This is a genomic window from Gracilibacillus sp. JCM 18860 (assembly GCF_055395245.1).
Genome location: NZ_AP043868.1, coordinates 3,560,421 through 3,572,941 on the forward strand (window position 1 = coordinate 3,560,421; position 12,521 = coordinate 3,572,941).

General features: G+C 39.9%; 12 protein-coding genes and 1 riboswitch. Of the genes, 5 read left to right on the plus strand and 7 right to left on the minus strand.

The window, feature by feature from the left end; all coding sequences use genetic code 11:
• Window positions 1-69: 69 nt before the first annotated feature.
• From ACZ5R4_RS17645 to ACZ5R4_RS17660, 4 genes are read right to left on the minus strand one after another with little or no spacing between them, the layout of a single operon-like run.
• Window positions 70-489 (minus strand): Zn-ribbon domain-containing OB-fold protein, encoded by a 420-nt coding sequence (locus ACZ5R4_RS17645; RefSeq protein WP_109983069.1) that lies wholly within the window; start codon window positions 487-489, stop codon window positions 70-72.
• Entirely contained in the window at window positions 486-1,646 is a 1,161-nt protein-coding gene (locus ACZ5R4_RS17650) for a thiolase family protein (protein ID WP_109983068.1), read from the minus strand. Before ACZ5R4_RS17650 ends, ACZ5R4_RS17645 begins: the two co-directional genes overlap by 4 nt.
• Complete coding sequence (locus ACZ5R4_RS17655) at window positions 1,646-3,586, minus strand: acetoacetate--CoA ligase (protein WP_109983067.1); 1,941 nt, start codon at window positions 3,584-3,586, stop codon at window positions 1,646-1,648. Before ACZ5R4_RS17655 ends, ACZ5R4_RS17650 begins: the two co-directional genes overlap by 1 nt.
• Before the next feature lie 15 nt (window positions 3,587-3,601).
• Window positions 3,602-4,753, minus strand: a complete 1,152-nt coding sequence (locus ACZ5R4_RS17660) for an acetyl-CoA C-acyltransferase (protein WP_277678095.1) — start codon at window positions 4,751-4,753, stop codon at window positions 3,602-3,604.
• Between the two features lie 78 nt (window positions 4,754-4,831).
• Window positions 4,832-4,944: riboswitch (SAM riboswitch) on the minus strand.
• A gap of 203 nt (window positions 4,945-5,147) precedes the next feature.
• Here ACZ5R4_RS17660 and ACZ5R4_RS17665 point away from each other — a divergent pair.
• The 5 genes from ACZ5R4_RS17665 (at window position 5,148) to ACZ5R4_RS17685 (ending at window position 9,761) form a co-directional block, all read left to right on the plus strand.
• Window positions 5,148-6,332 carry an MFS transporter gene (locus ACZ5R4_RS17665; RefSeq protein WP_109983065.1) on the plus strand — a complete coding sequence of 395 codons (1,185 nt, stop codon included), beginning with the start codon at window positions 5,148-5,150 and terminating at the stop codon, window positions 6,330-6,332.
• A gap of 69 nt (window positions 6,333-6,401) precedes the next feature.
• On the plus strand, window positions 6,402-6,812 hold the full coding sequence (locus tag ACZ5R4_RS17670; RefSeq protein WP_054861097.1) for a VOC family protein: 411 nt from the start codon (window positions 6,402-6,404) through the stop codon (window positions 6,810-6,812).
• 12 nt (window positions 6,813-6,824) lie between these two features.
• Window positions 6,825-8,021 carry a GHMP family kinase ATP-binding protein gene (locus ACZ5R4_RS17675; protein ID WP_277678096.1) on the plus strand — a complete coding sequence of 399 codons (1,197 nt, stop codon included), beginning with the start codon at window positions 6,825-6,827 and terminating at the stop codon, window positions 8,019-8,021.
• 5 nt (window positions 8,022-8,026) lie between these two features.
• Complete coding sequence (locus ACZ5R4_RS17680; RefSeq protein ID WP_464367732.1) at window positions 8,027-8,758, plus strand: nucleotidyltransferase family protein; 732 nt, start codon at window positions 8,027-8,029, stop codon at window positions 8,756-8,758.
• A 28-nt stretch (window positions 8,759-8,786) separates the two neighbouring features.
• The gene (locus ACZ5R4_RS17685; RefSeq protein WP_464367733.1) at window positions 8,787-9,761 is read left to right on the plus strand and encodes an NAD(P)H-quinone oxidoreductase; all 975 of its coding nucleotides are present in this window, start codon (window positions 8,787-8,789) and stop codon (window positions 9,759-9,761) included.
• Between the two features lie 49 nt (window positions 9,762-9,810).
• Here ACZ5R4_RS17685 and ACZ5R4_RS17690 read toward each other — a convergent pair whose 3' ends face one another.
• The 3 genes from ACZ5R4_RS17690 to ACZ5R4_RS17700 all read right to left on the minus strand — a co-directional run bounded on the left by ACZ5R4_RS17690 (window position 9,811) and on the right by ACZ5R4_RS17700 (window position 12,506).
• The gene (locus ACZ5R4_RS17690) at window positions 9,811-10,365 is read right to left on the minus strand and encodes a DUF4352 domain-containing protein (protein WP_054861061.1); all 555 of its coding nucleotides are present in this window, start codon (window positions 10,363-10,365) and stop codon (window positions 9,811-9,813) included.
• A 21-nt stretch (window positions 10,366-10,386) separates the two neighbouring features.
• Window positions 10,387-10,740 (minus strand): DUF4064 domain-containing protein, encoded by a 354-nt coding sequence (locus tag ACZ5R4_RS17695; protein WP_054789255.1) that lies wholly within the window; start codon window positions 10,738-10,740, stop codon window positions 10,387-10,389.
• A gap of 353 nt (window positions 10,741-11,093) precedes the next feature.
• On the minus strand, window positions 11,094-12,506 hold the full coding sequence (locus ACZ5R4_RS17700) for a serine hydrolase domain-containing protein (RefSeq protein WP_464367734.1): 1,413 nt from the start codon (window positions 12,504-12,506) through the stop codon (window positions 11,094-11,096).
• Window positions 12,507-12,521 lie beyond the last annotated feature (15 nt).

A 12,521-nucleotide genomic window follows, 5' to 3' on the forward strand; every position in this document is an offset into this window, starting at 1 on the left:
AATTAATCCAAGAATCCAAAATCCAGCAACGAAAATAAAGTATGTTAAAATCAATTGGTTTCCTCCTTTCTATTCGATTGAGCGAGGCTTAAAAAATGGTAATACGTGTTGGTTGATCTCTTCATAGGAAATCTCTACTTCCTTTTGGTATGCTAAATCCTTTTGGTCTACCCATAAATGAGTTAGCATTGATGGTCCTTCTTCTAGCGCGACAACTCCCACTACATAGGGGGTTCTCTCCTGCCATGCAGGGTGTCCTGCTCGTTGTACGACACTCCATGATTTGATTTTTGCTTTTCCTGAGGCTTCACGCCAAACAAGCGAAGTCCCAAAGCAGTATGGACAATGGTGACGCGGGTAAAAAATCCACTTATCGCATGACTGACACACTTGAAGGCTTAGCTTCTTTTGCTTCAGATTATCCCAAAAAGGCTGACTGATTGGGGTAATCGTAGGCTTTGGTAATGATATATTTGGTGCTGAACTCATTGTTCTCCTCCTAACACTAGTGCCGTTGTTTCACTTAATGTTGCTCCATTTCCTGTTACGAGTGCCCTTTTTGCATGAGCGATTTGCCTGTTTGCTGCCTCACCACGAAGCTGAATAACTGCTTCAATCACATGAGACATTCCTCCGGCTAAATCGGCTTGTCCGAATCCGAGCTGACCACCGTGTGTATTCAAAGGATAATCTCCATCATGACCGAAGCTATGCTTTTGGACAAAATCACCGAATTCCCCTGGCTTACACAGCCCCGTACTTTCTAATGTCACCGCAACAACGCTTGTGTAGCAGTCATATAAGGATAAAAGGTCGATGTCCGAGATCGCTATTTCTGCTTGTTTTAATGCATGTGGAATGCAGTAACCAAACGGCAAAGCATCAATTGCTGGAGCCTGACTCACCGCTCGATGTGTAATTTTTTCTCCTGCACCTTTTAGATAAACAGGTTTATTTTTTGCTTTTTTTGCTTTTTCCTCAGAGGTAACAATCACAGCAGCACCACCTGCCACAGGCATGACGATTTCCAATAAATGGAGAGGGTCCGAGATAATAGGAGAATTTAAAATATCCTCTACCTCCAATGGCTTTCCGTAAAAAATGGCGTTGGGGTTAAGCTGTGCGTTTTTTCTTGCCCAATAGGCAATTTGGGCAAAATCCTCTTGTTTCGAGCCATAAACCTCCATGTGCTGGCGCTTTAGTAAGGCATAGGAGGTATTAGCTCCTGATGCACCAAAAGGAACATCAAATTCTCGAATGGGATTTCTGTTAGGGGAGCGCAATGCTTCACCTTTTTCATTTTTGTTAGCTAGCACACAAAGGACGGTTTCACACATTCCTGCTTCAATTGCTGCAGCAGCACGCCATACCATTCCAGCACCTGTTGCCCCACCTAGATCCACCGTATTGGACATCGTTGGTTCTAGCCCAATATATTCTGAGACTGTTGCTGGTACATGCTGAGGTGTTTCGCCAACCTGTGGTCCAACGAGTAATCCGTCAATATCCTCCTTCGAAATACCAGCATCCTTTATTGCTAATAGAGCTGCTTCTGTTAGGAGACTAAGGGTTGTTTTTCCTTCAGAGTATCTCGTAGGCTTTAATTCGCCGACACCGATGATTGCACCTTTTGGTCTTTTCGTCATTAGAAGCACTCCTTTTCCGTTAATCTCGTAAAGTGTCGTAAACTATGCGGGTTGCTTAGTGATGCTTTATTTTTTACTTCTTGTCCAATCGATTCTGTTTTGGCAGCACCTTCTACTTTCTTTCCGTTAATTGTGTAGGGAATTTCATCTACTAGAAAAATTCGCTTCGGTACGTGTCTTGGGGAGGCCTTTGAACGAATTTGCTGGCGTATTTCTTGCGCGAATTCCTTCGTTAATTCATCCGCTACGATACATAGGACAATTTCCTCATCATTTTCACAAGGTAATCCAAACACGATGGAATCTTTAATTTGTTCGATTTGTTCGATAATTCTGTAAATTTCTGCTGTACCTATCCGAACACCGCCAGGATTTAAGGTCGTATCTGCACGTCCATAAATAATAAAGCTTTGGTCAATTGTTTGTTCCGCAAAATCTCCGTGTGTCCAAATTCCAGGACGCTTGGAAAAATAATTGTCACGATAGCGTTGATCACCATTTTCTCCATAGAAGGTGAGCGGCTTGCTTGGAAAAGGCTGTGTACAAACTAAATCTCCCTTTTGTGCAAAGACAGAGGCACCACGCTCATCTAAAACATCTACTGCCATCCCGAGTGCTTTACAAGTAATTTCACCACGTTTAATCGGGTGAGCGATTGTTCCCATCACGAAGCAGCCCATAATTTCTGTTCCACCAGATATTGAAGCAAGGTATAGATCGTCTTTGATCGTTTCATAAATCCAATCATATTGCTCTGCTGCTAATGGTGCACCACATGAAAGAATACTTTTCAGTCTGGGTAAAGAATGGGTTTCTTTAAGATGAACACCTGCACGCATTAAGGTATCTAAGTACTTAGGACTTGTGCCAAAATGAGTTAATCCAACTTCCTCGGCAATATCCCATAGATGGGTGAGCGATTCTTTGGTGATCGGTGAGCCATCATATAATAAAATGGATGCATCACTTGCTAAGCCAGAAATAAGCCATGGATACATCATCCATGCAGTGTTGGAATACCAAAATAGGACATCATTAGGTTGAAGATCACTGTGTAATTGATGCTCCTTTACATGCTGTAATAACGTTCCGCCTGTTGAATGTACAATGGCTTTTGGTAAGCCTGTTGTTCCAGATGTATAGAGAATATAAAGTGGTTGATCAAAAGGAAATGACTCGTATTTAGGTTTAGTAGCACGATTATCGAGCAATTGATCCCACGAAATAGTTTCTGCTGATACTGTGTTAAGTTTTCCTGTAATGGTCACGATTTTTTCAATACTTTTCATTTGGTTACAAACATCTGTGATCTTTTCTGAAATTTGATAAGACTTTTGCTTATATTGATAATGTAAGGCAGTGATAAGAAGCTTCGGATTGACTTGTCCGATACGGTCCACCATTCCTTTTACACCAAAGTCTGGAGAACAAGACGTCCAGATTGCACCAATGGAAACTGTCGCAAGTACAGCCACTAATCCATCAAGGTTATTTGTCGTTACACCTGCGACACGATCTCCTTTTTGAACACCTAAATCGATTAAACCTCTCTGTGCTTTCGCGACGAGTGTTCGTAGCTCTCCCATTGTGACAGAACGTGTGACACCAGTCTCATTTGCCTCATAAACAGCTATTCTTTCATCCGGTCCACGTAATAGATTTTCGGTAAAGTTAAGTGTCGCTTCTGAGAAGAAGGTGGCGTCTGCCATCGACTCAGCAGGGGTGTAAATGGTTTCTCCTTTATTTCCAATCACTTTTGCATAATCCCAAACATGGGACCAAAAATCGCCGATATGGGAAATCGACCAGCGATGGAAACGATCATAAGGAAAAAGAGACTGCCCACAAAATTTGGCAAATGCTTGTATATGTGAAGCTTGGATTTGTTCTTCTGTTGGTTCCCACAAATAAGGGGATTGATTTAACAAACGGGTACTCATGAAAAAATCTCCTTTCTAATTGGATACTTCTATTAAAATAGCGCCACCTTGGCCGCCACCACCACAAAGGGAAGCAATACCAAGCCCACCTCCACGTCTTTTTAATTCATGGGCAAGGGTTAATACGAGACGAAGACCAGTGCCACCTAGTGGATGTCCAATAGCGATAGCACCACCGTTGACATTCACTTTACTGTAATCGATGTTTAGTTCACGACAGCTTGCAATCACGACACTAGCAAATGCTTCATTGATTTCGAACAAATCAATATCATCTATTGTTAGGTCGTTTTTTTGGAGCAATTGCTCAATTGCTTTTGCTGGCTTTGTTTGTAAGCTCGTGTCAGGCCCTGCTATTTCTGTCCAATCCATGACTTTAGCAAGTGGCTGTTGCCCTAGTTCTTTTGCCTTTTGCTCCGAGGTGATGATTCCAAAGCTTGCCCCATCTGTCATTTGGGAGGCATTGCCTGCTGTAATCGTTCCATTCTTCGTAAAAGCAGGGGAGAGGCTCGCTAACTTTTCAAGACTAGTATTCTCACGGATGCCTTCATCTTTCGCTAAGACATTCTCAATCGGTGCAATTTCTGCTTGAAACAATTTGTCTGTTTGAGCTCTAGCTGCTCTTTGTTGAGATAGAAAAGCATATTCATCTTGCTCTTGGCGGTTAATTTGATAGATTTGATTGTGCTTCTCTGTTAATACACCCATCGACTGATCACTTAGCGCACACCATAAACCGTCATGTAATAGGCTGTCTGTTAACTCCGTGTTCCCAATTCCTGTACCGAGTCTAACGGGAATGGTATGAGGAGCATTTGTCATCGAATCAAATCCACCTACCACATAATAATCTCCTTCATTTAACAGAATTCTTCTGGAAGCATCTGCAATCGAAGCAAGCCCCCCCAAACAGACATTATTTAAGGTAATAGCTGGAGTCGAAATATCGATGCCAGCTTGATAAGCCACCTGCCTTGCGGGATTCTGCCCCGCTCCTGCTTGGATTACTTGTGCTAGAATGACGCCATCTGGATGGTGTGCTTCTGTATTTTTTTGAATTAAGGCATGTAAGGCAGAAGCTCCTAATTCTGTTGCTGAATAGTTTGCCAATCCACCCTTCCATTTTCCAAAAGGTGTTCGGTTTCCGTCGAGAAGAATAGTCCCCATTGTCTTTAACTCCTTTTAAGTGAAATAAAAAAAGTCCCTCTATAAAAGATAGAGAGACTTTGGTCATCATGATCCGCTCTCTTATCTTTCTAAGCATAGCTTAGATGGAATTGGCACCTGTATTAAGTAAATACCACTTAATGGTTGCCGAGGCTTCTAAGGGCCAGTCCCTCCACCTCTCTTGATAAGACGTTATTTTGTATATAATTCCGAGTGAATTACTTTAATATTAGATTTTTAATATGCTTAACTTTAGCATTTGATGCTAGGTATGTCAATGGTTAATTAAGGGAATTATCAGGGATTTTTTTGCAAGCCCTTTCGTTTTTAACTTCCACCTATCTGTTGTACAATAGAAATATATTTCGAGTATCGAAAAAAAGGAGTAAGATAAATGCAACTTCTAGAAAAGGAAGTAAAAAAAGAAAAAATATGGACGAAGGATTTTGCCCTCATTTGTATGGCAAATTTTTTTATATTTTTAGGCTTTCAGATGACACTACCAACCATTCCTTTATTTGTGCAGCACCTTGGTGGAAATGATCAAATGATTGGAATTATTACTGGTGTGTTTACCTTTTCAGCATTGTTATTTCGTCCGAATGCAGGGCATTCCCTAGAATCAGTAGGGAGAAAATTTGTGTACATGCTAGGCTTAGGGATATTTGTTCTATCTGTTGGTTCCTTTGCTTTTATTTCTAGTGTTATCCTGTTATTTTTTATTCGTTGTGTTCAAGGAATCGGTTGGGGCTATTCGACAACAGCTACTGGCACTATTGCAACAGATCTCATTCCACAGAAGCGAAGAGGAGAAGGGATGGGCTATTTCGGTTTATCTGGTAACATTGCACTGGCTATCGGTCCAGCTCTTGGTCTGTCCCTATATGGAGTCACCTCCTTTACGGTGTTGTTTTTAATCGCGTCAAGTCTTGGAATCATTGCCTTTATTCTCTCTACTCAGATTACATATAAAAAAGTAGAATCCCGTGAGAAGATAAAAAAAGCTAGATTTGATCTTTTTGAAAAGACAGCCCTACAGCCATCGATTCTATTATTTTTTATTACAACCGCATTTGGAGGGATTGCTTCTTATCTACCTTTATATACAGAGCAGGAGGGCATTGCTGGCATTGAGGTCTACTTTCTTATTTATGCACTTTTCTTAATGATTACTAGAGCCTTCGCTGGTAGATTATATGATCGTTATGGACATATCGTCGTTTTCCTACCGGGAACCTCCTTGATTCTTATCGCCATGCTATTGTTATTTTGGTTACCCAATTCCTTCATCCTGTTTTTAGCTGCAGCACTTTATGGATTAGGCTTTGGTACCGTTCAACCAGCATTACAAGCGTGGGCGATTGATAAAGCAAGCACCAATCGAAAAGGGATGGCAAATGCTACTTTTTTCTCGTTTTTTGATCTTGGTGTAGGTATTGGCGCCATTGTATTCGGACAAATCGCTTTCTTATTTGATTATGATTATATTTATTTAACTGCAGCATTTTCTATTTTCTCATCGATGGCCATCTATTTAGGCTTGCTAGTACGATTAAGATTTGTTAGTCGTCCCCATTAAAGCAAAAAGCAATGGCGTCATGAAGACAGTTATGATACGATTTAGCTAAAAATAGAGGAGGAATCTATGGTGATAAAGGGAATTGGTCATACAGCTTATTTTGTGCGGGATATGGAAAGATCGTTAAGCTTTTATTGTGATGTACTAGGACTGGAAAAAGCGTTTGAACTCCATAATGAACAGGATGAACCTTGGATTGTCTATCTTAAAATTAGTGAACGGCAATTTATCGAGCTTTTCTACCATGGGAAGGATGGCAATCTTCAGCCAGAAAATGCTGCTGGTTATCATCATCTATGCTTAGAGGTGGAGGATATTCACCAGATAGCGGATCACTTGAACAAGAAAGGCTGGCCATTAGATGTGGAGCCTACAAAAGGTGTCGATCACAATTACCAGTGCTGGGCAACAGATCCTGATGGGAATAGGATTGAATTCATGCAACTAATGCCAGATTCTCCACATCTCAAAGGAAAGTAAAGAGGGATAAAAATGCATGAGTTAATACAGTTATATAAGGATGTATATGGAGATGACACATTAAGCGCTGTTCTTTCCCCATTAAGGATATGTCCATTAGGTGCACATGTGGATCATCAAGGCGGTATCGTGACAGGACTCGCTTTAGATGAAAATGTAGAGATGGTTTTTTCTGCAAGTGATGATGGTTATGTTCGGATTCAAAGTGCTGATTTTCCTGATGAAGAGTATTTCCATATTGATCGTGTCCCGGAAATGCTACCAGGCTCTTGGGGAAATTATGCACGAGGTGCAGTGCTTGCCTTAAGCAAGGATCAGAAATTAACGACAGGTTTTCGTGCCGTAATTAGTGGCAGGCTACCAATTGGAGGATTAAGTTCCTCCGCTGCTGTAACTACCGCCTATTTATTGGCACTATGTCATGTGAATCAATTGAAGGTAAAAAAGGAGGACCTCGTTTACTATAGTCATGATGTAGAAACGAGCTATATCGGGCTAAAAAATGGGATTCTTGATCAATCAGCGAATTTATTAAGTAGGAAAGGGCATCTCTTGACTGTTGATTGTAAAATGGGAAATCATCAGTTAATGGATAGACCTAACGATATGCCTGAATTTGAGGTGATCGTTGTCTATTCAGGTGTTAGTAAGTCTTTAATTAGTACAGACTACAATAATCGAGTGGATGAATGTCGAGTTGGTGGTTGGCTTTTACAGGAATTAGGTACGCTTAATCAAACGAATCTTGCGGAGGTTAAACTTCGTGATATTCCAGATCAAATTTATCACACATATCGAGATCAAGTTCCTGGTAGATTTCAAAAAAGATTGGACCATTACTATACAGAACAGGAACGAGTAATAGAAGGGATCAAGGCTTGGTCAGCTGGGGACATTCACCGATTTGGTCAGCTAATGTTTGCTTCAGGTCAAAGCTCGATTGATCAATATGAATGTGGTTGTCCAGAGCTCGTTACGATTTATCAAATTTTAAAGGAATTAAATGGTGTTTATGGTGCAAGATTCAGTGGAGCAGGCTATCGAGGTTGTTGTATTGGATTCGTTAATCCTAAATATAAGCAGCAAATCAAACATGCGATCGAAACGATCTATCCAACACAGCATCCAAAATTTAAAGATCAGTACAAGGTTTATTTTTGTGAAATTGGTGATGGAGCAAGATTGATAGAGCAAGTAGAAGAGGGGTGACAATGATGAAAGCAATTATTTTAGCAGCCGGTTATGCAACAAGGCTTTATCCACTCACAAAGCATACGGCAAAACCTTTACTAAAGATCGGGAAAAAAACGATTATCGATTACATTATCGATAAAATAGATGATGTACAAATAATCGATGAAGTGTTCATTGTCACGAATGCTCGATTTTATCAAGATTTCTTAACATGGGCAGATCGGTATAATGGGAAAAAGAAAATTATAGTCGTCAATGATCAAACAACCTCTAATGAAAACCGCTTAGGTGCGATAGCAGATCTTCAATTCGTATTAGAGGAAAAAGAAATCAATGATGATCTATTAATTTTAGCAGGGGACAATTTATTCGAATTTGCTTTAACCGATTTTATCGATTATTTTTTTGCTAAAGGAACGGATTGTATAACTGTTCACTCATTGGGTAGCCTAAAAGAGTTACAGCATACAGGGGTTGTCGAAGTGGATCAAAGCGGAAAGGTGTTGTCATTTGAAGAGAAGCCTAAAATACCAAAATCAAGTCTAGCGGCTCCACCTTTTTATCTATACAAAAAAGAGACAACCCCGCTCATTAAACAATATCTAGAAGAAGGAAATAATCCAGATGCACCTGGTCACTTTATCCCATGGCTTATTAGACAAAAGGATGTTTATGGATATACTTTTGAAGGGAAAAGGATCGATATTGGCACATTAGAAAGCTATGAAAAAGTGAAGCAAATATTTCAATAAGTGGATGTTGGAAGGAAGTGTTCCATAAATGAAAGGTGTAGTAGCGATAAATCCTGGGGGAGCTGATCAACTAGCATATGTAGAGAGACCGAAGCCAACAATAGAGGAAAATCAGCTATTAATTGAAGTACATGCAACAGCCATTAATCGAACAGATATACTTCAACGAGAGGGAAAATCAGGCTATGCGACGAATCCTATTATAGGAATTGAGGTAGCGGGAGTTGTCGTGGAGTCCTCTGATCCTCAGGTTTCAATTGGAGAGCGTGTAATGGGACTTGTTAATGGTGGAGCCTATGCGGAATATGCGATTATGCCAGCGAAACGGGCGATCAAGATTCCTAACTCCCTATCCTTTGAAGAGGCGGCGGCCATTCCTGAGGTATTTTTAACGGCATACCAAACCTTATATTGGATCGGTAAGCTGCAAGCGAGCGAATCAGTTCTTATCCATGCAGGGGGAAGCGGAGTTGGAACTGCTGCGATTCAACTAGCCAAACAGTTAAGCAAGGCCCAGGTGCTGGTAACAGCAGGATCTGCCAATAAATTAAAGGTATGTCGAGAGCTTGGAGCCGACGTTACCATCAATTATAAGGAACAAGACTTTGAAGAAGAAGTGAAAAAAGAGACAGATGGAAAAGGTGTTTCCTTAATTTTAGATTTTATTGGAGCCAGCTATTGGGAGAGAAATTACCAAAGCATTGCGGTCGATGGAAGATGGGTTTTAATTGGTGTGCTTGGTGGTAGTACTGTGGAAAAGGTTCGACTTATGGACATCATGGCAAAACGAGTTCAACTAACGGGGACATTACTAACACCTCGTAGTGATGTATACAAAGCAGAGCTGTCAGAGGATTTTTCATCAAGGGTCCTACCACTATTCGAAAATGGACGTATTCAACCAATTATCGATACGGTATTTCCTATAGAAGAGGTACAGAAAGCCCATGAGAGAATGGAAGCGAATCAGAATATCGGGAAGATTCTATTGAAGGTGAGATAATTTTTTGCATATTGCTAGCACGAGCGCGCACGTGATGTGCGCCTCGTTACTATTTTACTAATTGGTCAGAAGGTATCTTCCAAATTGCTTTACCAGAAGTAAATGGGTTCGAGAAATGTAATTCATACGTATCAGATGTAGGGACATCAAACGGGATTTCACCACGTAGAGTACCGCCTGGCTCAATTGATCCGTCTAACTGTGCTTTTATCCCTTCTGTCAGAAAGGTGGTACTATATGCATAACCCTCACTATCTTTTAACTCGACGTTTATGATGGATGAAATAACCTGTTCTTCCTCTGTAGTATTCTCAGCAGTCAAATTAACAACAATAAATTGGTCATTTTGTGGCTGATCAAATTCTCCACCTGGTTCAATTCTAGCTTCATTTAACGTGAGTTTTACACCATCAAAATCAACAGTATCACCAATAGAGAGATTTTGTGTTTCTGGCGCTTCTTTCTTCTCCGTAGTTTCGTTACTATTTTCTTCAGTAGACTCATCAGTTGTTTTTGAATCTACTTTTTCAATTTCTGATTCTCCACATGCAGTTAATAAAAAAACAAAAAATAATACCATTGCGATATGAAATAATTTTTTCAATGTACTTTTACCCCCTAAAATTTATGCTACTGATTCTTTTTTTTCTTGTTTGTCTTTTCTGAATAATCCCATAAACCCTGCAATAATTATTAGAATAGCAGGAACTAAGTAGAACATTGAAATACTGATGATACCTCCAATAGCAGATATTATTAATAAAATGCCACCAGCTTTGGCCTTCGATTTAACAAGAACGGATCCAACAATGGCTAAAGCAGAGAAGAAAAATGCTAGCCAACCTAAGGCTGTTATTTCACTTGTTCCATCACTGCTGAATGCAGCATCGATTCCTCCAACGAATAGTGCTAAAATAGCACCAATAAAGCCAAAAATGCCACCTATTAATCCTAGAACAAATTCTGTTGTTCTCTTCATATTTAGTCCTCCTTTTTTTATTTTTATCAAAATCACTTTCAAATAAGTAATTATGATTATAACAAATTACTGTTTACTCAGGCTTTCACTCTCTAAGTCATACTAATTGCGTATGCCACCCTTATTATTATAGTTATATAAACCTAAATATTCAAGAGTGTTTCATGATATTATAGACCTATAATGATTAGAAGTGAAAGAAATGGCATATCTTCTATCAAAGAAAGACAGAGAAATAAATATAAAAAATAGAACTACCATAAAATTGGAGTTCTATTCTACCATTCTTTCTTTTTTGACCATTATCTATATTTATCTTGCATGAAAGTTAAAGTCTCCTATTTTGCCTTACCTTATAAAACACTCTCCATATGGTAACAGCCTCCTGTGATAAAAATGATCGATAATAGAACCATGGCAGCAGGGTAGAGGCCGAATGCGTCGGTTGTGGTTGAACTATTATTTTGTAAAGCTGGAACAATAAAGAACAACCATCCAATCCCGAGAACAGGAACGATTTGAGGGGTGAGTCTTGCATAAAATCTCCAAGCCGGTTGTTCTTGTCGTTTAGCCACCCATTTTCCGCTTCGTAGAACTCCTCTTATCCCCAGAACTAACCAAATCACTGTAAGGAAACCGATTGAAAGGTCAATAATTGTTGGGACAGGGGCTTTTAATTCTGGTTTTTGTTCCTCTGTTAGTTGAATAATTCCTGAACTAATTTCATAAGCGTGCTCAAGTGTAGGGGTAAAGCTATTGAGTAAAACTGCTACAGCGTAACCGCTACTCGGCACGATATCTTGTTGTGCTTGATAAGTCGTTAACGCACCACTATGCGATAGACGGGCAGGCTTTGTATTGGAAGAACTTAAGGACCAGCCAAGTCCATATTTCTCACTCCCAGGTTGTGAAGAATAGGATTCATCTAATAGCTTTTGTGATAATAGCTGTTCTCCTGCTTGGTGTTTCCCCTGGTTCGTATGCATCGAAAGCCATTTTCCCATATCTGATGCTGTAGAAACTACGCCTCCTGACCCCATGAACATTTTTTCAAGCTCTTTCCAAGGTATGGCAGTTCCGTAAGCAGTTACATATCCTTTAGGTAATCCTTTTACAAAATCCCCAGAATTTATAGCTGTAAAGGAATCATGCATCCCAAGTGGTTGGAAAACTTGCTGGTTAAGATAATCTACAAAATCCATACCACTTACTTTTTCTACTAAAAAAGCTAGGAGCCAGTAATTAGGATTGCTATAGGCATATTTCGTTCCAGGATCTGACTGAAGCTTCCAGTCCTGTAGCCGTTTTACACCTTCCTTTAACGTATTAGCAGGTGCGACAATCGTTGGATTCGGTAGACCTGAAGTGTGACTTAAAAGCTGTCGTATCGTTACATCTTTCCATCTGGGATCATCGAGTTTAACCGTTGATAGATATTTTACTACTGGCTCATCTAACTGAATTTTACCTTGTTCCACTAGTTGTAATACAGCAAATGCTGTAAATGTTTTCGAAACAGAACCAATTCTCATCAACGACTTTTCTGTGATGGGATTGCCATCAGAATCGTGACCATATCCTTTTTCGTATACTAGCTTACCGTCCTTTACGACTACAATTGAAGCTCCAGGAAGTCCATTTCTTTCAAGGTAATTGGTCACATATTGATCCACTTCTGATGTATTGAAGGACCCAGACGCTAGAACGAGTAAAGGTTGATTCCACAAAATAATTAATATTAAAAGAAAACCTATTTTCTTACACATATCGTACACTCCCAT